Origin of the sequence: Ruegeria halocynthiae (genome assembly GCF_000743705.1) — a bacterium.
Taxonomy (GTDB): domain Bacteria; phylum Pseudomonadota; class Alphaproteobacteria; order Rhodobacterales; family Rhodobacteraceae; genus Ruegeria; species Ruegeria halocynthiae_B.
Genome location: NZ_JQEZ01000001.1, coordinates 790,960 through 810,741 on the forward strand (window position 1 = coordinate 790,960; position 19,782 = coordinate 810,741).

General features: G+C 60.0%; 17 protein-coding genes. 2 read left to right on the forward strand and 15 right to left on the reverse strand.

From position 1 onward, the window contains the following. Positions 1-14: 14 nt before the first annotated feature. From murC to JT51_RS21140, 4 genes are all read right to left on the reverse strand, one after another. Positions 15-1,412, reverse strand: a complete 1,398-nt coding sequence (gene murC / locus JT51_RS03835) for a UDP-N-acetylmuramate--L-alanine ligase (RefSeq protein ID WP_037308024.1) — start codon at positions 1,410-1,412, stop codon at positions 15-17. Further along, positions 1,409-2,506, reverse strand: coding sequence for a UDP-N-acetylglucosamine--N-acetylmuramyl-(pentapeptide) pyrophosphoryl-undecaprenol N-acetylglucosamine transferase (locus JT51_RS03840; protein ID WP_037308026.1), 1,098 nt, complete (start codon positions 2,504-2,506; stop codon positions 1,409-1,411). The genes murC and JT51_RS03840 overlap by 4 nt, the downstream gene beginning before the upstream one ends. Then, positions 2,506-3,669 carry a putative lipid II flippase FtsW gene (gene ftsW, locus JT51_RS03845; protein WP_037308027.1) on the reverse strand — a complete coding sequence of 388 codons (1,164 nt, stop codon included), beginning with the start codon at positions 3,667-3,669 and terminating at the stop codon, positions 2,506-2,508. Before ftsW ends, JT51_RS03840 begins: the two co-directional genes overlap by 1 nt. 147 nt (positions 3,670-3,816) lie before the next feature. After that, positions 3,817-4,620 (reverse strand): arylamine N-acetyltransferase family protein, encoded by an 804-nt coding sequence (locus JT51_RS21140; protein WP_051927398.1) that lies wholly within the window; start codon positions 4,618-4,620, stop codon positions 3,817-3,819. A gap of 155 nt (positions 4,621-4,775) precedes the next feature. On the opposite strand from JT51_RS21140, the gene JT51_RS03855 reads away from it, so the two are divergent. Then, positions 4,776-5,957, forward strand: a complete 1,182-nt coding sequence (locus JT51_RS03855; RefSeq protein WP_037308028.1) for an NAD(P)/FAD-dependent oxidoreductase — start codon at positions 4,776-4,778, stop codon at positions 5,955-5,957. Here the strand turns inward: JT51_RS03855 and JT51_RS03860 are convergent. The 9 genes from JT51_RS03860 to mraZ all read right to left on the reverse strand — a co-directional run bounded on the left by JT51_RS03860 (position 5,954) and on the right by mraZ (position 15,600). After that, positions 5,954-6,328 (reverse strand): glycine zipper family protein, encoded by a 375-nt coding sequence (locus JT51_RS03860; protein ID WP_051927399.1) that lies wholly within the window; start codon positions 6,326-6,328, stop codon positions 5,954-5,956. The genes JT51_RS03855 and JT51_RS03860 overlap by 4 nt on opposite strands. A 105-nt stretch (positions 6,329-6,433) precedes the next feature. Beyond that, entirely contained in the window at positions 6,434-7,834 is a 1,401-nt protein-coding gene (gene murD / locus JT51_RS03865) for a UDP-N-acetylmuramoyl-L-alanine--D-glutamate ligase (protein WP_037308029.1), read from the reverse strand. Between the two features lie 150 nt (positions 7,835-7,984). Further along, complete coding sequence (mraY, locus tag JT51_RS03870; RefSeq protein WP_037308032.1) at positions 7,985-9,067, reverse strand: phospho-N-acetylmuramoyl-pentapeptide-transferase; 1,083 nt, start codon at positions 9,065-9,067, stop codon at positions 7,985-7,987. Positions 9,068-9,091: 24 nt separating this feature from the next. Further along, on the reverse strand, positions 9,092-10,486 hold the full coding sequence (locus tag JT51_RS03875) for a UDP-N-acetylmuramoyl-tripeptide--D-alanyl-D-alanine ligase (RefSeq protein ID WP_037308035.1): 1,395 nt from the start codon (positions 10,484-10,486) through the stop codon (positions 9,092-9,094). After that, positions 10,483-11,964 (reverse strand): UDP-N-acetylmuramoyl-L-alanyl-D-glutamate--2,6-diaminopimelate ligase, encoded by a 1,482-nt coding sequence (locus JT51_RS03880; protein WP_037308037.1) that lies wholly within the window; start codon positions 11,962-11,964, stop codon positions 10,483-10,485. Before JT51_RS03880 ends, JT51_RS03875 begins: the two co-directional genes overlap by 4 nt. 22 nt (positions 11,965-11,986) lie before the next feature. Then, a complete protein-coding gene (locus JT51_RS03885) occupies positions 11,987-13,774 on the reverse strand; it encodes a peptidoglycan D,D-transpeptidase FtsI family protein (RefSeq protein ID WP_037308040.1) in 1,788 nt (595 codons plus the stop codon). Continuing rightward, entirely contained in the window at positions 13,771-14,139 is a 369-nt protein-coding gene (ftsL, locus tag JT51_RS03890; protein WP_037308044.1) for a cell division protein FtsL, read from the reverse strand. Before ftsL ends, JT51_RS03885 begins: the two co-directional genes overlap by 4 nt. Continuing rightward, positions 14,136-15,128 (reverse strand): 16S rRNA (cytosine(1402)-N(4))-methyltransferase RsmH, encoded by a 993-nt coding sequence (rsmH, locus tag JT51_RS03895; protein WP_037308047.1) that lies wholly within the window; start codon positions 15,126-15,128, stop codon positions 14,136-14,138. Before rsmH ends, ftsL begins: the two co-directional genes overlap by 4 nt. Before the next feature lie 4 nt (positions 15,129-15,132). Then, complete coding sequence (gene mraZ, locus JT51_RS03900; RefSeq protein ID WP_037308050.1) at positions 15,133-15,600, reverse strand: division/cell wall cluster transcriptional repressor MraZ; 468 nt, start codon at positions 15,598-15,600, stop codon at positions 15,133-15,135. Positions 15,601-16,547: 947 nt separating this feature from the next. Here mraZ and JT51_RS03905 point away from each other — a divergent pair. After that, positions 16,548-16,772: a DUF1127 domain-containing protein gene (locus JT51_RS03905; protein WP_037309449.1), complete on the forward strand. Its 225-nt coding sequence runs from the start codon at positions 16,548-16,550 to the stop codon at positions 16,770-16,772. Positions 16,773-16,815: 43 nt separating this feature from the next. On the opposite strand, the gene JT51_RS03910 is transcribed toward JT51_RS03905, so the two are convergent. Continuing rightward, positions 16,816-17,016, reverse strand: a complete 201-nt coding sequence (locus JT51_RS03910; protein WP_037308053.1) for a hypothetical protein — start codon at positions 17,014-17,016, stop codon at positions 16,816-16,818. A 279-nt stretch (positions 17,017-17,295) separates the two neighbouring features. Further along, positions 17,296-19,692 carry an ATP-dependent helicase gene (locus JT51_RS03915; RefSeq protein ID WP_037308056.1) on the reverse strand — a complete coding sequence of 799 codons (2,397 nt, stop codon included), beginning with the start codon at positions 19,690-19,692 and terminating at the stop codon, positions 17,296-17,298. Between the last annotated feature and the right edge of the window lie 90 nt (positions 19,693-19,782).

Here is a 19,782-nt window from a genome sequence, read left to right on the forward strand (position 1 = left end):
CGCCAAACGTGGCGTTACCCCTGCAACCGACCCGGCAGGTCATTGGCCCAGGCACTGATTGTCCCGGCCCCCAGGCAGACAACCATATCGCCAGGGCGGGCCTGTTCGCGGACCAGACGCTCCAGATCGTTTTCATCCAGCAGGGCGCGGGCGTGACGGTGGCCGTGGCGGATCAGGCCCTGCACCAGATCATCCCGCCCGGCACCTTCGATCGGGTCTTCTCCGGCGGCAAAGATATCGGCGATGGCCACAACGTCGGCATCGTTGAAGCAGGTGCAGAAATCATCAAACAGGTTCGACAGGCGCGAATAGCGATGTGGCTGATGCACGGCAATGACGCGACCTTCGGTCGCCTGACGGGCGGCCTTCAGAACGGCGGTGATTTCAACCGGGTGGTGGCCGTAATCGTCGATGATGGTGACGCCGTCGACCTCACCCACTTTGGTGAAACGTCGGTTCACGCCGCCGAAATTGGCCAGCGCCTCGCGAATTTCCGAGGCTTTCATACCCAGATGACGGGCAACGGCCACTGCGCTCAGCGCGTTCGAGACGTTGTGGTCGCCCGGCATCGGCAGGGTGCATCCCTCGATCACCGTATCTTCGTATTGCAGGTGGATGTCGAAATGCGCGACGCCCGCTTTGTAGGTCAGGTTCACCGCCCGCACATCGGCCTGCGCGTTGAACCCATAGGTGCGCACGCGGCGGTCGGTGATGCGGCCCACCAGCGCCTGCACCTCGGTATGGTCGGTGCAGCAGACGGCCAGGCCGTAGAACGGCAGGTTCGACACGAATTCGTGGAACCCGTCGCGCAGTTTGTCGAAATCGCCCCAATGCTCCATATGCTCGGGGTCGATATTGGTGACGATGGCGATGGTCGCGGGCAGACGGTTGAATGAGCCGTCGGATTCGTCGGCCTCAACCACCATCCATTCGCCCTGCCCCATCCGCGCATTCGAGCCATAGGCGTGGATGATGCCGCCATTGATCACGGTCGGATCGAAATCACCCGCCACCATCAATTCCGCCATCATGGTGGTTGTGGTGGTCTTGCCGTGAGTACCGGCAATGGCGATGTTGGATTTCAGGCGCATCAGCTCGGCCAGCATATCGGCGCGGCGCACCACCGGCAGGCCCTGCGCGCGGGCCTCATCCAGCTCAGGGTTGCCCGGTTTGATTGCCGTCGACGTGACAACCACGGCGGCGTTTTCAAGGTTCTCGGCGCGTTGGCCAACAAATATCTCGGCACCCAGATCGGCCAGACGGTCGGTGATCTTGGATGCCTTCAAATCTGACCCCTGCACGCGATAGCCCAGATTCAGCAGCACCTCGGCAATCCCTGACATCCCGATCCCGCCGATCCCGACAAAGTGGATCGGCCCTACGTCTTGCGGCAGTTTGGTTGCGGGATTCATGCGGTCTCCTTCTGCGCCAGCTGTTCAACAAGATGCACCAGACGCTCGGTCGCGTCGGGGGCACCGGTCGAGAGGGCGGCATGGGCCATCTTTTGTGCGGCTTGGGGGTTGGTCAGAACTGAGGTGATTTGCTGTGCCAGGGCAGCAACGTCAAGAACGTTTTCGGGGATCATGATCGCGCCCCCGGCCTGTACCAATCCGCGCGCATTGGCGGTCTGATGGTCCCCTGCGGCAGCGGCAAACGGGATCAGGATCGACGGCCGCCCAATGACTGAGATATCGGCCACGCTGGACGCGCCGGATCGCGAAATGACCAGCTGTGCCTCGGACATGCGGCGGGGGACGTCCTGAAAGAAGGGTTTGACCTCGGCCAGAATCCCGTGATCGGCGTAAAAACCGGTAACCCGCTCGGCGTCTTCGTCGCGCGCCTGATGGGCCACGCGGATATGGCTCCGCAGGTTGTCGGGCAAGGCCGCAATCGCGCCCGGCACCATGTCGCTTAGGATGCGCGCGCCCTGGCTTCCGCCCATCACCAGGATCGACATTGGATAATCGCCGGGTGGGATATAGGGGGCAGCGGTGCGTTCCAGAACGGCTGCGCGCACCGGGTTGCCGGTGTGGGTACCGCTGGCGCCTTCGGGCAGGTCAGTCGGCCAGATACCGCAAGCCACCTGAGATACACGGGTCGCGAACAACTGGTTCACCCGGCCCAATATCCCGTTCTGTTCATGGATCATGCGCGGGATTTTCAGCATCGTTGCCGCGCCCAAAGCCGGGATCGAAGGATAGCCCCCAAACCCCACCACCACGTCGGGCCGGTCGCGCAACATCTGAAAGGCCATATTGCTGACGCCGCCCGCAATCTTGGGTCCGGCCATCGCCTTGGCCATCAGACCGCCGCGCGCGAAAGTGGCCGAGGAGGCCTCGACAATCTCGGTCGAATGCGGAAAGCCACCAGTATAGCGCGCGCCGCGTGCGTCGGTGGACAGGCGCACGCGCCAGCCATTGTGCAGCATCGCCTCGGCCAGTGCCTGCGCCGGGAACATGTGGCCCCCGGTGCCGCCAGCCGCAATCAACAAATAGGGTTTGCCCATTATCCTCGTCCGCGCAGAATATCACCTAATTCGCCCTGTGGGCGGGTGCGGGTAAAGGCCAAAAGCATGCCAACTGCAATACCCCCCGCGATCAGCGACGAACCGCCATAGCTGACAAACGGCAGGGTCATTCCCTTGGCAGGCAACAGGCGCACGGCGACGCCCATGTTGATCATCGCTTGCACGCCGAACATGCAGGCCAGACCGGTGCCGGCCAGACGGATGAACATGTCGCGTTCCCGCATCAGCCGCAGCAGCGAACGCACCACGATGATTGAATATAGCGCGATGATGATCAGCACCAGGATCAACCCGTATTCCTCGGCCGCCACTGCAATGATGAAATCTGTATGCGCGTCGGGCAGTGACCACTTCACCTGCCCCTCGCCCACGCCAACGCCGAACAGACCACCTTCGCGGATGGCATTCGTTGCGTAACCAAGCTGAGTGGTCGGATCGACCTCTTGGTTCAGAAAGCCGTCAATACGGCGGGCAAAATGTTCCGAATTGGAATAGGCAAACATACCCCCCATCACGACCGCACCCGCCATGCCAACCAGCAACAGCATCGGTGCGCCCGCCACGAAATACATCACGCCCCAGCCAAACAGGATCAGACAGGCCTGACCGAAATCGGGTTGCATCACCAGCATACCAACAATGGCCATGCACAGCGCGAATGACCACAGCCGCCCCGGCGGGCCGTTGATCTGCTGCGACGCGGCCAGCAGCCACGCGGCGGCAACCACAAAGCCGGGCTTCAGAAACTCGGATGGTTGCAGCGAGGCAAAGCCCAGCGAATACCAGCGCACCGCCCCTTTGCCGAAATCGGTGCCAAAGACAGGCAGAAACGCCAACGCCACAAAGGACGCCACAAAGCCCAGCACTGCCAGACGTCGCACCAATGTGGGCGACATCATCGAGGTCAGCAGCATCGCCACCAGCGCCAGCCCGCCAAACAGCGCCTGCCGTTCGACGTAGTGGAACGGATCGAACCCGTTGCGCCCGGCCAGCGGCGGCGACGAGGCCAGCCCCAGCAACAACCCGATGACAAACAGGATCAGAACGCAGGACATCGTCCAACGATCAATCGTCCGCCACCACTTTGGTAGAATCGGTTCACCGCGCTGGTCCTGGACCGCGCCATACACCATCTCAGTCATGAGATACCGCCACTATCTGCCTCGTTCACGCCCCGTTTTCGGGGTCTGATTGAGACTCTACAGCGGTTTTTGCTTTTGGGCTAGGGGAATGAGGGGAACCGGGACAATCCGCCTGAAAAATTGGCAACCTGGCTGTCGCCGCGCGACTTAGCCTGTGAAAAGGTCCTGATGGCGCTGCTTGAGTTTAGTCCAACAGGCGGCAATCTCTGGCACGGTAAGATCGAAATCACCCTTCAAACAATCCACGAGTGCCTGCGAGGAGGACAGAATTTCCTCATGAATACTTTCGGCATCAATTGTCTTTTTTACCAGACCGCGCAGAATAACATGTTTTCCGGGATAGCGCCGTTGTGCCGTAAGCGTGCGTAGGAAAGGAGAATTCGGATCTGTTTGCAGATTTCGACTGGCGGGTTCAAAAACGCTTGCTTCTACATTTTCAAGCGTGAACCAAAAGCCGGTTTCAGTGTCACTCAACCTTTCTGAGTATCGAATAAACCCGCCGCGTTCGTTGGTGAGAGCGATCCTGTATGGCTGTTGCAGGATCGCCCCCGGTAACAGCGGCACCGAAGCGGACATGCCGCCGCCAAAACCCACATCGACAAGCAACGGCCCATCGCAATCGACTTTCAGCAGCATGTGATCGGGCTTCTGGTTCTTGGTGGGTTTATCCTGGCCAACAAAACCTGCCAGCGCAGACACCTCGAACCCGATTTTGCGCAACGCCCATTGGAAAAGAGTGTTCAGCTCAAAACACCATCCGCCACGCCGTCGCAGCACCACTTTGTCATAGGTGCTGATCAGACTGTTCGAAACCGGCACACCCATCTGTTGGTCAAGGTTTTCGAAGGCAACCATCCGCAACTGCGCTTTAATAAGGGCGTCCAGCGTTGCGCGGTCCGGGCGCAATGGCCCTGAATAACCGATCCTTTCACGGTATTTCTTCAAATCCATATCTGCCCTTTCCCAAATCACCGCGTTTAAATGGTGCCGCATGTACCTTGTAATTCCTCAAGTTAGGTTGAGATCAAACCCGAAATACAAGGAAGGTTCTGTTTCGGATCCGGCTTCCACTTGCCTTCGTCCTCAATCCACGCCATGCGCGGCACATGACCTATGACACGATCATCCTTGGCGCCGGGGCCGCCGGTCTGATGTGTGCGGCCCATTGTGGTGGGCGCGCGCTCGTGATCGACCACGCCAAGGCTGCAGGCGAGAAAATCCGTATCTCGGGCGGTGGCCGCTGCAATTTCACCAACATGTATGCAGGGCCGGGCAATTTCCTGTCGCAGAACCCGCATTTCTGCAAATCGGCGCTGGCGCGGTATACGCAATGGGATTTCATTGACCTGGTCGGGCGACACGGCATCGCATGGCATGAAAAGACGCTGGGGCAGTTGTTCTGCGACGGGTCGTCGAAACAGATCATCCAGATGCTTTTGACCGAGATAGATCGCGCCGGGGCAGAGCTGTGGGTGCAGACCTCGGTTCAGGACTTGCGCAAGACCGAGAGCGGCTTTGCGTTAGAGGTCGAACGCGAGGGGCAGCGCATCAGCCTGACCTGCGCTAATCTGGTTCTGGCCACCGGCGGCAAGTCGATCCCCAAGATGGGCGCGACCGGTCTGGCATATGACATCGCGCGTCAGTTCGGTCTGACCCTGACTGAAACCCGCGCGGCGCTGGTGCCGTTCACGTTTTCGGACGGGAAGTTCAAAGATTTATCCGGCGTCTCTGTGCCCGCGCGGCTGTCGAACGACCGCACCAGTTTTGACGAGGCGCTGTTGTTCACCCATCGCGGCCTCAGCGGGCCGTCGGTGCTGCAACTGTCATCTTACTGGCGCGAGGGTGAGGCGATCCGGGTCAACCTGATCCCCGACCTGCCCCTGTTCGATCTGCTGCGCGATCAGCGACAAGCCGGAGGGCGCAAGGCGTTGGCCACCGAGTTGTCCCGCCACCTGCCCGCACGGCTGGTCGATTTCCTGCGCCATTATATCCCGATGCAGGGCAATCTTGCAGATCAATCCGACGCCGCGCTGACCGAGCTGATCGCGGCCCTGTCCGACTGGCCCCTGACCCCATCCGGCACCGAAGGCTATCGCACTGCCGAGGTCACATTGGGTGGCATCGACACCGATGATCTGTCGTCCAAAACGATGGAGGCCAGGGATGTCCCCGGCCTCTATGCGATTGGCGAAGCGGTGGATGTCACCGGCTGGCTGGGCGGTTACAACTTCCAGTGGGCGTGGTCCTCGGGTCACGCCGCCGGAGTTGCAATCGCGACCAAAGCTTAGCCTACGACGTTGTAGCCACGTCCGCGCATACAGTTGCGAACCAGAACTTCCTTGTTCTGGTTCTTGTTGATCACATCCGCACCGGCCCCGACCAGCGCACCGGCGATGGCCGCGCGACCCAGATTGTCACTGCTGTCCTGAACGATCCCGGTGACAGCCGCCGCACCCGCCGCGCCAATAGCCGCGTTCCCGGCGGTGGTGCCATCGACGCTGGCCTGCGATGCAGCCAGCTGCTGACATTGCTGCAGGTCTACGTTGTAGTTCGGGCCAATCGGGCCGTCGACGATCGGCTGATAGTTGGCACCGGTGTTTGTGCAGGCACCAACCACAAGAATGGCGGGCAGGATCATGGAAAACTTCCGGTAAGACATAGTTGTAACCTCGTGTTAAATTTCTCGGACAGCAAAACCAATTATCGCGGAACGTCAAGCTGATAGCTTCTTAGCCTCGTCCAACCGGCGGTCTATTGCAAATGACTAGCGTGTCAGCCGCTGCTGAACTTGCGCCACGAAGTCCTCTCCGCGTTGTTCAAAGTTGTCATACTGGTCGAAACTGGCCGCGGCTGGCGCCAACAGGACGGTTTCGCCCGGCCGGGCATCCGCCATGGCCTGTTCGACAGCTTCCGCCATAGAGGTGCAGACCTGCGCGTCGGCGTCAAGCTGCATGGCAAAACCTGCCGCCTCGCGCCCGATGACATAGGCCCGGACCACCCGGTCCCCTGCCCCGTTCAGCGCCGCCAAGCCGCCATCTTTCTCAAGCCCACCGCAGATCCAGCGTATCTTTTTGAACGCGCTCAGCGCCTTGAGCGCACTGTCGACGTTGGTGGCCTTGGAGTCATTCACATAGGTCACTCCATCTGCTTCGGCGATGATCTGGCTGCGGTGCGGCAGGCCGGGATAGCTGTGCAGCGCATCCTCGATGATGCGCGGTGCCAGCCCCAGCGCGCGACAGGCTGCGTATGCCGCGCACGCGTTCTGGTGGTTATGCGCGCCGGGCAGGCCCTTGATCTCGCGCAGGTCAATCGCGCCGGCCTGCCGACCCTTGCGGTATTCCGACAGAAACCCCTTGCGCGCAAACACCTGCCAGCCCGGTCCGGTCAGTTTGCGCGCGACCGAGATACGGATGACCCGGTCATCGGCGGGACCTTCGGAAAGCTGACCTGCCAGAAAACGACCTTCGTCCTCATCCACGCCGATAATGGCGCGATCCGGGCCGCCTTCGGCAAACAGGCGGCGTTTGGCGGCAAAGTACCCGCCCATCCCGCCATGGCGATCCAGATGATCCGGAGAGAGGTTGGTGAACACCGCAACATCCGGTGTCAGCGCACGGGCCAGTTCGGTCTGATAGCTGGACAGCTCAAGCACCACGACCGAACCATCCCCGCCCGGCTCAATATCCAGCACCCCGCGGCCGATGTTACCGGCCAGCTGCGCCTCGCGCCCGGCTTCGGACAGGATGTGGTGGATCAGGGCCGCCGTGGTGGATTTGCCGTTCGACCCGGTCACGGCAATAACGCGCGGCGGGGTGTCATAGTTGCTCCATTCCGCCCCGGCGAAGGACCGGAAAAACAGGCCGATATCGTTGTCCACCGGCACGCCCGCCTCCAGCGCGGCTGCAACAATTGGGTTCGGTTCAGGATAAAGATGCGGAATGCCGGGCGAGACTATCAGCGATGCGATTTCGTCAAACGCCCCATGGCGGCGCAGATCGGCACAGGTAAACCCTTCGGCCTCGGCCTTTTCGCGGGCGGCGGAGTTGTCATCCCAACAGATGGGCTCTGCCTTTCCCGCCCGCAGCGCACGCGCCGCTGCCAATCCGGACCGACCCAGCCCCAGAACCGCAACCTTCTGCCCTGAAAAGCCCTTGACCGGGATCATGCCACCCACCTTATTTTGACATTGAATTCGCCGACACACTGCACCGAAGAAATCCCCATTGGCAAGGGCTGCAACAGGCTCGCGCGGCAGCGCGAGCTGGGCCCAACAGGTGGCAGGTGGACCGCAGGTCTACCGAACCTGGCGGGAGAGTTACCGGACCTTCAGCGTTGCCAGTCCGACCATCGCCAGAATCAGCGAGATGATCCAGAACCGAATTACGATTGTCGGCTCCGCCCAGCCCTTTTTCTCATAGTGGTGGTGGATCGGGGCCATCAGGAACACGCGGCGCCCGGTGCGTTTGAAATACAGCACCTGAATGATCACGCTCAGCGCCTCGACCACGAACAGGCCGCCGACGACCGCCAACACCAGTTCGTGCTTGGTCGCCACCGCAATCGCCCCCAGCGCACCGCCCAAAGCCAGCGAACCTGTGTCCCCCATGAACACGGCCGCAGGCGGCGCGTTATACCACAGGAAACCCAAACCCGCGCCAAACAGCGCCGAGGTAAAGATGAAAATCTCACCCGTACCGGGCACATAGTGTACGTCCAGATATTCAGTAAAGTCGACCCGGCCCACCGCATAAGCGATGATCCCCAGCGTCGAGGCCGCAATCATGGCAGGCATGATCGCCAGACCGTCCAGACCATCGGTCAGGTTCACGGCGTTCGCCGATCCCACGATCACCACAATGGCAAAGGGAATGTAGAAGACGCCAAGATTGACCAGCGTATCCTTGAACACCGGCACAGCCAGCTGGTTCTGCAATGCCTCGGGGTGGTGCAACGTTGCCCAAAGCGAGGCCAGAACCGCGATAATCACCCCCAGCGCCAGCCGCATCTTGCCTGACACGCCCTTGGTGTTTTGCTTTGAGACCTTGGCATAATCATCCGCAAAGCCGATCGCGGCATAGGCCAGCGTCACGAACAGCACCATCCAGACATACGGGTTGTCCCATCGCGCCCAAACCAGCGTTGACGTCATCAGCGCGCCCACGATCAGCAACCCGCCCATGGTCGGCGTTCCCGCCTTGGAAAAATGCCCCTCGGGGCCGTCGTCCCTTATCGGCTGGCCTTTACCCTGTTTGCGCCGCAGCACGTTGATCAGGGGTTTACCAAAGATAAATCCAAAGATCAGCGCCGTCAGAAAGGCCCCGCCCGCACGAAACGTGATATACCGGAAGAGGTTCCAGAAATCCCCGCCATCCGACAGGGCGGCCAACCAATAGAGCATTACAATACCTCTCTTACGCGGCGATCATGGGTCAAGCGCGCCCAATTGCCCCATTTTCCGCAGACCGTCAACAATATGCGACAGCACCATGCTCAGCGAGCCCTTGGCCAGAACCGTATCGCCCGCGCGGATCAGCTCCGGCAGGTGTTTGGCCATTTCGGTGCTGGTTTCAAACCACAGCCCGCGCTTTTCGTCAGGCAGTGCATCGTGCAGCGCCTTCATCAGCGGACCGATGCAATGCACATGATCAACCCGCGCCATCGCCGCAACATCCGCCATCGTGGCGTGCATGGCGATCTCTTGCGGGCCCATCTCTTTCATATCACCCAGGAATGCGACCCGGCGCGCGCCCTGGGACGCGGCCAGAACATCCAGCGACGCCTCCATCGACGTCGGATTGGCGTTGTAGCTGTCGTCCAGCAGTTCAATCTGCCCACCATCCGCCAAGGCAATCTGTTCCCGTACACCGCGCCCTTTGACTGGCGACCATTGTCCCAAACCGGCAATCGCCTGATCCAGATCGACACCCAATTCAACACAAGCAGCCAAAGCCCCCAGCGCGTTCATGGCAAAATGCGTGCCGGCGGATTGCACGGTGTAAGACAGAGGTTTACCCGTAACCGTCACCACCGCGTGAACCGAGTCGGGGTGCTGCGTCACATCGGTCAGCACAAAATCCGCACCCTTGCGGCCGAATTCGACCGTCTTCGCGCCTTTGCTCAGCGCGCAGCTGCGTAATATATCGGCGTGTTCGATATCGGCGTTGACGATAGCCACGCCGCCTGTGACCAACCCATCAAAAATCGCGGCCTTTTCCTGTGCGATGCCAGCCACCGATGCGAATGCTTCAAGATGCACGGCCGCGACGGTGGTCACCAGCGCCACATGCGGGCGCGTCTGTATCGTCAGAGGCGCAATCTCTCCGGGGTGATTCATGCCGATCTCGATCACGGCGAATTCGGTATCGCGCGGCATCCGGGCCAGTGTCAGCGGCACGCCCCATTGGTTGTTATAGCTGGCAACACTGGCATGGGTTCTGCCCTGCTTCGCAAGGATCGTGGCCAACATTTCCTTGGTTGATGTCTTGCCGACACTGCCCGTTACGCCAACCACTTTGGCATCGGTGCGGGCGCGGGCGGCTTGCCCCAGCGCCTCAAGACTCGTCTGCACGTCATCGACGATCAGCAACGGCGCGGTGTCGTCAACACCATCGGGAATATGGGACACCAGCGCCGCGCCCGCGCCTTTTTCCAGCGCCTGCGCCACGAAATCATGCCCATCCCGCGCCACCTTGAGGGCGACGAACAAATCACCGGGTTGCAAGGTACGCGTGTCGATGGAGACGCCGTTCGCTGTCCAATCTGTAGTGGCGCGTCCGCCCGTGGCATTGGCGGCGTCGGCCGCAGTCCAGAGCGTCATGCCACCCTCCCGTCCAGTGCGGCCACGCTGATGCTGGCCTGTTCCACATCGTCAAAAGGCAATACCTGATCGCCCACAATCTGACCGGTTTCGTGGCCTTTACCCGCGATCAGCAGCGCGTCACCGGGTTGCAGGGCGTCGATACCGCGCAGGATGGCTTCGGCCCGGTCGCCGACCTCGGTCGCTTCGGGCGCGCCAAGCATGACGGCAGTGCGAATGGCGGCGGGGTCTTCGCTGCGGGGGTTGTCATCGGTGACAAAGACCACATCAGCGTTATCAGCCGCCGCTTTGCCCATCAGCGGACGCTTGGTGGCGTCACGATCACCACCTGCGCCGACAATGGCGATAAGGCGGCCCATCACATGCGGGCGCATCGCCCTGAGGGCCGTGGCCACAGCATCCGGCGTATGCGCATAGTCGACAAATACCGCCGCGCCGTTTTCGCGCGTGGCAGCCAGTTGCATACGCCCCCGGACGGTCGTCAATCGCGGCAGGGTCTCGAACACGTGCTCAGGCTCATCCCCGGCAGCGATGACCAGACCGCAGGCAAGCAGGACGTTTTCGGCCTGAAACCCTCCGATCAGGTTCAGGCGGGTCTGGAACACCTTGTCTTGCCAAGAAAACCGCAAATCCTGTCCAGTTGCATCAAACCGCTGATTGAGAAGACACAGATCGGCATCGCCCAACCCAACAGTCAGAACCGATTGACCGCGTTCTCTGGCAATCATGCGAACTTGCGCACCCTTGGGATCGCTGAGGTTGATCACCACCGTGCCGTCCTGCGGCAAAACTCGGTCAAACAGGCCCGCCTTGGCGGCGAAATACGATTCGAACGTTTCGTGATAATCCAGATGGTCCTGCGTAAAGTTCGAAAACCCGGCGGCGGTCAGATGCACACCGTCTAGGCGGCGCTGTTCCAGCCCATGCGAAGATGCCTCCATCGCGGCGTGGGTCACGCCATTTTCGGCGGCCTCGGCCAGACAGCGGTGCAAAGTGATAGGTTCGGGCGTGGTATGGGCCAGCGGCGCGGTCCATGCGCCTTCGACCCCGGTGGTGCCAAGATTGACGGCAACATGGCCCAATTCGGACCAGATTTGACGCACAAAGGTAGCCACGGATGTTTTACCGTTGGTGCCGGTCACAGCCACGATGGTCTGCGGCTGCGCGCCGAACCACAGTGCGGCACACCCGGCCAGCGCCTGCCTTGGGTCTTCGACGACGATCAGCGCTGCATCGGATGCAGCCAGTTCATCGGCGGCAATCTCTGCGCCTTTGGTGTCGGTCAAAATTGCGGCCGCACCCATGCGCAAGGCATATTGGATGAACGCGCCTCCATGCACGCGGGTGCCGGGAAGGGCTGCAAACAGGAACCCATCCTGAACCTCACGGCTGTCAACAGTCAGCCCGGTAATGTCAGGGTTTGCGCCGCCCCGCGCGGTCAGGGCCAGTTGGCTGAGTTTCCTTGTCCTTGCGCCCATGACCCACCTTTTGTCCGACAGCCTAATTTGAGGTCAGCGTTATAGCAGCGCCCCGCTCAGGCTCAAGCCGTGGGCGCAGGCCCAAAAGCGGTGCGATGCGACCAATCAGTTCAGCGGCCACCGGCACGGCTGTCCAGCCCGCTGTGCGGCGCTTTTCACCATAGGCCAGGATCGAAGGTTCATCCAACGTCACGATCAGCACGTATTTCGGATCATAAGCCGGGAACAACGTGGCAAAGGTGGCAATCACCTTATCATCGTAATACCCGCCACGCGGCTTGGGTTTATCCGCCGTACCGGTTTTACCCGCAACATCGTACCCGGCCACATCGCCAAAGCTGGCAGTGCCGTCTGTAACAACGCGGCGCAACATGTTTTGTGCTTGGGTTGCCGCGCTTTCCGACATCACACGAGGGCCGTATTGCGGCCCGTTCCGACGCAGGATCGTCGGGCTGACGTAATGCCCGCCATTGGCAATTGCCGCATATCCGGCCGCCAAATGCATCGGGCTGGTCGACAGCCCGTGCCCATAAGAAATAGTCACCGTGCTCAGCTCGCCCCACTTCTTGGGCTTGAGCGGCTCACCGCCTGCGGCCTCGACAATCTCGAACGGGGTGGGTTCGAACATGCCCAGTGAGTTCAGGAAATTCTGCTGGCGCTTGGCGCCGATCTGCAAGGCCAGCCGCCCGGTGCCCCGGTTCGAGCTGTGGACGATCACGTCCGCCACACTGATCTTGCCATAGTTCTTGCCGTTGAACTCACCAATGGGAAAGCGGCCAATCCTCATCGGGCCAGAGGTGTCGATGATAGTATCTGAATTCACCAACCCCAACTGCACGGCCTGCGCGGCAGTGAAAATCTTGAAGACCGACCCAAGTTCATACACCCCCTGCACATAGCGATTGAACAACGGGCTGTCCGACGGATCAAACCCCGAAGTCGGCGGGCGCGGACGGTCGTTGGGATCAAAAGTCGGCAGGGACGCCGCCGAGATCACCTCGCCCGTATGGGCATTCATCAGCACGGCGGATGCACCCTTGGCGTTCATGATCTTCATGCCGCCAAACAGCACCTGTTCAACTGCGGCCTGAATCGTCAGGTCCAGCGACAATTGCAACGGTTTGTTACCGTTTGCCGGGTCACGCAGATAATCGTCGAACTGCTTTTCCACACCAGCCACGCCAATCACTTCGGCGGCACTGACACCTTCGCGTCCAAAGCCCGAGCCACCCAGGATATGCGCGGCCAGACGGCCATTTGGGTACAGGCGCATTTCACGGGGGCCGAACAGGATTCCGGGATCACCAATATCGTGCACCGCCTGCTTTTGTTCGGGCGAGATGCGTTTCTTGATCCACAGGAATTTACGATCGCCGGTAAAATCCTTGACCAGGCGTTCTTTTTCCAGATCAGGGAAGATCGCCACCAGTTGATCCGCAGCCGCATTCGGGTCGATCATCAATGGCGGCTGGGCGTAAACGGAATAGGTGTCCAGATTGGTCGCCAGAATGCGCCCTTCGCGGTCGACAATGTTGGCGCGTTGCATGGCAATCGCGGCACCGGGCGCGCTGGCCAGCGGCTCGTGCGCCTCGGATGTGGCCAGCATACCCATGCGGGCCCCAACCACCGAAAAGGCGCAGAAGAAGAACAGGCCCAGCACCAGCAGACGCCCTTCGGCGCGGGCGCGGGCGCGGTCTTTCATATCCTCATGGCGTTTCTGGATATTCTCGCGCTCGATCACCATGGGGTTTTCGCCCCGGGCGCGGGCGTCAAGGATGCGAGCCAGAGGGCGCAGAGGCGTGCGGGTCATGGGATCTGCACCTCGCCCAGCGCCTGAATGTTGGTGATGGCCTGCAATTCAATCGGGTCGACAATAGGCAGGTCCGGGTCTTCGGCATAAGCGATCTGATCGGCACGGCCGAATTGTTCCGCGCGCAGCGGCAACAGACCCAGACGTTCGAAGTTCAGGTCAGCGAGTTCGCGCAGACGGTCAGGCCGGTTCAGATAGGCCCACTCTGCGTTCAGAACCGCCAGCCGCACTTGCGCCATTCCGATCTCGCGCTGCAATTTCTGCGTTTCCTTCACGACCTGCTGCGTTCTGTAATTTTCCTGATACGCCCACAGCGCCAGTCCGAACACGGCCAGAGCAGTCAACACATACAATACACTCTTCATCTTGCCCTTCCCCCCAGTTGCGGCGTCCCGATGGCGCGGGCGTCAATTTCCCCCGCCGGAGCCTCGGTCCGGATCGCGACACGCAACTTGGCCGAACGTGAACGCGGATTTTCTTGTAACTCCTGCTCATCCGGACCTACTGCCTTACGGGTCTTGAGCGTAAATTGCGGCAGTTCCTGTTCGATCTCGGGTGCATAACGATTGGCGCGGCCAGTCTTGCCGGCGCGTGATTGAAAGAACCGTTTGACCATCCGGTCCTCGATCGAATGAAAGGTCACGACAGCCAGCTGCCCGCCCGGCTTCAACGCCCGTTCAGCCGCCATGAGACCCTGAAACAGCTCTTCATATTCCGCATTCACCGCGATCCGCAGGCCCTGAAAGCTGCGCGTTGCCGGGTGCGACTGCCCCGGCTTCGGGCGCGGCAGGCAAGATTCGATGATCCCGACCAAACGCAGTGTCGTGGTGATCGGCTCTTCGGTCCGTGCCTTGACAATGGCCCTGGCGATGCGGCGGCTGGCGCGTTCCTCGCCAAAATGGAACAAGATATCGGCCAGCTGCGCCTCGGTCGCGGTGTTGACCAGATCGGCGGCGCTTTCGCCATCCTGGCTCATGCGCATGTCCAGTGGGCCGTCTTTCATGAAAGAAAAGCCGCGTTCCGCTTGATCCAACTGCATTGATGAGACGCCAAGGTCCAGCACGATCCCGTCCAGATCCTGTGCGTATTCGTCCATGCGCGAGAAAACGCCCGCCTGCATCACCAGCCGATCACCATAGCCATCCGCCCAACCTGCGGCCATCTTAAACGCCAGCGGGTCACGGTCCACACCAATGACCTTATCGGCCCCGGCCTCTAGCAGACCGCGCGTATACCCACCCGCGCCGAAAGTACCGTCCAGCCATACGCCCGAAATCGGGGCCACAGCCGCCAGCAACGGGCGCAACAGAACAGGGATATGAGGTTTATCGGAAGAGGTCTGAGCGCCGGCCATGCCGCTACGCGTCCCCGACGCGATCTAGAAATTCCAAAGGATCAAAGTCCCCGGGTTGTTCGTCCAGCCATTCTTCGGCCGCAGCCAGTTCTTCGGTTTCATATGTCTCGGGTTTCCAGATCTGGAAAGTATCACCGGCGGCAATAAAGAACGCCTCACCCTCAAGGTCGATCTTGCTGCGCAGCTTGGCAGGCAACACAAGACGCCCGGTTTCATCCACTGTGGTCGGGAAAGATTGACCATGGAACATGCGCTGCAACGTCTTGCGCTGCATCGAACCGCGCGGCAACGCATCAATCTTTGTGTCGACCTCTTCGATCGCCTGCATGGTATAACATTCAAGGAATTTGCGGCGGTGGTCGCCATAGACAATGACCAGTTCAGGACTGTCGCCGGGCTGCCAGTTGGGATCGGACGCTTCAAGCACACGGCGAAACGAGGCCGGGATCGAGACCCTGCCCTTCGTGTCCACCTTATGGTGGCTTTCACCTCTAAACCTGCGCGCCAAGACGACTGTCCCTTTCGCTTGCGCCCCACCTAAAATTCACGTTCCCCCGGATGAAAAACGGCGGGTTGATCTGCTGCCACTGATCAACCCGCCGCATTCGCCCGCTGTGCGGGGATGTCCAGCTGCGCGCGCCACCTGGGGGGATGTCTGCTCGCCCGCGCGCCGGATCTCTTGATTGATGAAAGCGAGATGCCTGTATGAAACCTGATTATTTTTGGTTCGGGGTCGTTTGGTGCCCCATGTGCCTCGTCCTCATCGGATGAACTAGGGATGACATGGGAATTCATGGAAATCAATAGAAAACTTTGAGCACTCAGCGCGACTCTCGTAATATATTCAAGCTAAAGATAAATGAAAACAAGCTAATTTATACCACAATTAGACAAATTAACCCCAGTTAATACCATATATGCCGAAATCTCACGCCCAATATCTCTCCCATGCTTTCCCACACTTTTTTCAGACTGGCAGGATTCTCACATCAAAAACGAGCATCAGAGGCAAGAGCGTATACGAATCACATGAATTTCACCCCTGAAAACTCAGGATTTTGCGCATTCCGCACTGCGCCCATGATTTCCCATGGCCCACACAAACAAAACCGGACTGGATCAGAATCCGCCCACCCCCTCCCTCAAACCAAACCCATCCAATCCCGCCCCCCTCTAAAAGCGAGCATTTATATAAGCACAGGAAAAGATCAGAGGTTTCCGCGCCCATGAAAGACGCGGCGAAAGCTTCTGTTTCAAAGGGGGTTCGCCGCTTGGTTTACAACTCTTTGATATCCATGCGTTTGCTGCATAGCAGCATTGACCATTTCAGCTATTGTGCAATTGCAGCATTTGCTTATTTTCAGTCTCAAGCAAACGCCGGAACACACTGGCAGCAACACAAAAAACCGGGTCACGCAAATGGCTGTAGCAACACATCACACCGCGCTTAAAGGCGCACCGGTAACCGGGCTGGCTTCGCTGTTCGAAGCTGCAAAAACCAGGTTCGCACGGTATCGCGTCTATCGCCAGACGGTGAATGAGCTTTCGGAACTGTCCAACCGTGAACTGGCCGATCTGGGCCTGCACCGTTCGATGATCCGTCGCCTGGCCATGCAAGCGGCCGAGGAACAATTTGCGCACTAAGCGCATAACGACATAACCGAGATCAGGTTCTTTCTCCTCCCTTTTAGAACCTGTATTTCTGCGGCAACATCTCTCCTCCTCCCTGATGTTGCCGCACCTTATACCGGCCCTGAACGCCGGAAACTGATACATCGGGGCTTTCCTCCTCCCTGCCTTGATGTTGAAAGCGCGCGGCGACGTCTTCCTCCTCCCTGACGTCGCCGCGACTTACCCATTCCGGGATCAAACCCGGATGCAGATACATCAGGGCTCTCCTCCTCCCTGCTCTGATGTTGAAAGCGCGCGGCGACACCTCTCCTCCTCCCTGGTGTCGCCGCGACTTACACATACCGGGATCAGACCCGGGTTCGGATACATCGGGGCTCTCCTCCTCCCTGCCCTGATGTTGCAAAGAACGGCGGCTCCCTTCCTCCTCCCTGGGAGCCGCCGTTTTTGTTCTCTCAGACAGGAAAAAGGCGCCTCGACCAATGCCAGGCGCCCTTCAAAAAAATCAAGCATGTGCCGTCAGGCACATTCCATTTGGTTAAAACGGGACATCGTCCTTGGCTGACAGAAACCGGGCGACAACTTTTTTGGTGCCGGCCTTGTCGAAATCAACTTCGACCTTGTCGCCCTCGATGCCGATCACACCACCGTAGCCGAACTTTTGGTGAAACACCCGTTCCCCCAAGGTGAAATTGGCCACAGCCGTGGCGTCGATCACTGTATTGCGGCTCTCTTTCGGTTGCGCGGTGCCATATTGACCCTGCCGTGCCTGCATTCGCTTCCAACCGGGTGAGTTGTAAACATTCGCCTCTGCCGCGCGGGATTCGATACTCGCCGTCGCCTGCCCACCGCCATAAAGCCCCGGAGGTGTCAGCACCTCGACATGATCTTCGGGCAGTTCGTCCACGAACCGGGACGGCATCGCGTTCTGCCACTGTCCGAACACGCGTCGGTTGGCGGCGAAGGAAATCGTGCAGACCTCTTCGGCGCGGGTGATGCCGACATAGGCCAGACGGCGTTCCTCCTCCAACCCTTTGATCCCGGATTCGTCCATCGAGCGTTGGGAGGGGAACAACCCGTCCTCCCACCCCGGCAGGAACACGGCTGGAAACTCCAGCCCCTTGGCCGCATGCAACGTCATGATCGAGACCTTGGCCCCGTCCGATTCCTTTTCATTGTCCATCACCAGGCTGACGTGCTCCAGAAACCCCTGCAGGTTCTCGAAATTGTCCAACTGGTTGACCAACTCTTTGAGGTTTTCCAGCCGCCCCGGTGCCTCGGGCGTTTTTTCGTTCTGCCAATGGGTCGTATAGCCGGATTCGTCCAACACGATCTGAGCCAGTTCGATATGCGACACCTCCGGCGCGCCAAAGCGCATCGGGGCGGTCCCGTCATCAATTACCGAATCGTCATCAACCTCGATCCTCGGGCCGCGCGTCATCGCATTCCAACGTGCCAACCCATCAATCAACTCGCGCAGCGCCTTGCCGCCCTTGCCTTTGATCAACCCGTTGTCGACCGCAATCCGTGCGCCATCCACCAGCGGCACGCCATTTTCCCGCGCCGTGCGCTGAATCGTCTGCTGCGCCTTGTCGCCAAGCCCGCGCTTGGGGGTATTCACGATCCGCTCAAACGCCAGATCATCCTCGGGGCTGACCACCAGCCGGAAATAGGCCATGGCATCGCGAATCTCCATCCGCTCATAGAATCGGGGGCCACCAATAACCTTGTAGGGCAGACCGATGGTCAGGAACCGATCCTCGAATGCGCGCATCTGGTGAGACGCGCGTACAAGGATGGCGACCTCGTCAAGGTTCATGGGCCGCATACCACGGGTGCCGCCCTGCATCGCGTCAATTTCCTCGCCGATCCAGCGCGCCTCTTCTTCGCCATCCCAATGGCCGATCAGATGGACCTTGTGGCCCTCTTCCGCGTCGGTCCAAAGTTCCTTGCCCAGACGGTTTTCGTTGCCGCGAATGACATTGGAGGCTGCCGCCAGAATATGCGGGGTCGAGCGGTAGTTCTGCTCCAACCGCACCACAAAAGCACCGGGGAAATCCTTTTCGAACCGCAGGATGTTGCCCACCTCGGCCCCACGCCAGCCATAGATCGACTGGTCGTCATCGCCCACGCAACAGATGTTCTTATGCGCCCCGGCCAGCAACCGCAGCCACAGATATTGGGCGACGTTGGTATCCTGATACTCATCCACCAGAATATAGCGGAACCAGCGCTGGTATTGCTCAAGCACATCCTGATGGGTCTGAAAGATCGTGACCATATGCAGCAGCAGGTCGCCGAAATCGACGGCGTTCAGCTCGCGCAAGCGGGTCTGGTACTGGGCATAGAGTTCGATGCCCTTGTTGTTGTACGCCCCGGCATCCGCCGCGGGCACCTTATCCGGTGTCAGCGCGCGATTCTTCCAGTCATCAATGATCCCCGCCAGCATTCGGGCAGGCCAACGTTTGTCGTCGATATTGGTGGCCTGAATCAGCTGTTTCAGCAGACGCAGTTGATCGTCCGTATCCAGGATGGTGAAGTTCGATTTCAGTCCAACCAGCTCGGCGTGGCGGCGCAGCAGCTTGACGCAGATCGAATGGAAGGTGCCCAGCCACGGCATGCCCTCCGCCGGCTGCCCCAACAGGCGGCCCACACGCAGTTTCATCTCGCGGGCGGCCTTGTTGGTGAAGGTTACCGACAGAATCTCATTCGGGCGCGCCCGCCCGGTGCTGAGCAGATGCGCGATACGCGCGGTCAGCGCCTTTGTCTTGCCCGTCCCCGCCCCGGCCAGCATCAGAACAGGGCCGTCCAATCGTTCGACCGCTTCGCGCTGCGCCGGGTTCAGCTCATCCAGATAGGGCATTGGGCGCGCGGCCATGGCCCGCGCGGACAGCGATGCGCCTTCAAAGGCGTCCATTTCGTCAAAACTGCTCATCCGTCCAAACTACGCCGGATACGCGCCGAGGGAAAGAGTTTGTTCCCCCCTTGTTCACGCAGTTTTTTACCTCAATTTCCAGTCAATTCT

What these genes read in the sequence shown, in the direction of transcription:
- murC (WP_037308024.1), bottom strand. Translation starts at nt 1,412, where the DNA reads ATGAATCCCGCAACCAAACTGCCGCAAGACGTAGGGCCGATCCACTTT.
- JT51_RS03840 (WP_037308026.1), bottom strand. Translation starts at nt 2,506, where the DNA reads ATGGGCAAACCCTATTTGTTGATTGCGGCTGGCGGCACCGGGGGCCAC.
- ftsW (WP_037308027.1), bottom strand. Translation starts at nt 3,669, where the DNA reads ATGACTGAGATGGTGTATGGCGCGGTCCAGGACCAGCGCGGTGAACCG.
- JT51_RS21140 (WP_051927398.1), bottom strand. Translation starts at nt 4,620, where the DNA reads ATGGATTTGAAGAAATACCGTGAAAGGATCGGTTATTCAGGGCCATTG.
- JT51_RS03855 (WP_037308028.1), top strand. Translation starts at nt 4,776, where the DNA reads ATGACCTATGACACGATCATCCTTGGCGCCGGGGCCGCCGGTCTGATG.
- JT51_RS03860 (WP_051927399.1), bottom strand. Translation starts at nt 6,328, where the DNA reads ATGTCTTACCGGAAGTTTTCCATGATCCTGCCCGCCATTCTTGTGGTT.
- murD (WP_037308029.1), bottom strand. Translation starts at nt 7,834, where the DNA reads ATGATCCCGGTCAAGGGCTTTTCAGGGCAGAAGGTTGCGGTTCTGGGG.
- mraY (WP_037308032.1), bottom strand. Translation starts at nt 9,067, where the DNA reads ATGCTCTATTGGTTGGCCGCCCTGTCGGATGGCGGGGATTTCTGGAAC.
- JT51_RS03875 (WP_037308035.1), bottom strand. Translation starts at nt 10,486, where the DNA reads ATGACGCTCTGGACTGCGGCCGACGCCGCCAATGCCACGGGCGGACGC.
- JT51_RS03880 (WP_037308037.1), bottom strand. Translation starts at nt 11,964, where the DNA reads ATGGGCGCAAGGACAAGGAAACTCAGCCAACTGGCCCTGACCGCGCGG.
- JT51_RS03885 (WP_037308040.1), bottom strand. Translation starts at nt 13,774, where the DNA reads ATGACCCGCACGCCTCTGCGCCCTCTGGCTCGCATCCTTGACGCCCGC.
- ftsL (WP_037308044.1), bottom strand. Translation starts at nt 14,139, where the DNA reads ATGAAGAGTGTATTGTATGTGTTGACTGCTCTGGCCGTGTTCGGACTG.
- rsmH (WP_037308047.1), bottom strand. Translation starts at nt 15,128, where the DNA reads ATGGCCGGCGCTCAGACCTCTTCCGATAAACCTCATATCCCTGTTCTG.
- JT51_RS03905 (WP_037309449.1), top strand. Translation starts at nt 16,548, where the DNA reads ATGGCTGTAGCAACACATCACACCGCGCTTAAAGGCGCACCGGTAACC.
- JT51_RS03910 (WP_037308053.1), bottom strand. Translation starts at nt 17,016, where the DNA reads ATGTATCTGCATCCGGGTTTGATCCCGGAATGGGTAAGTCGCGGCGAC.
- JT51_RS03915 (WP_037308056.1), bottom strand. Translation starts at nt 19,692, where the DNA reads ATGAGCAGTTTTGACGAAATGGACGCCTTTGAAGGCGCATCGCTGTCC.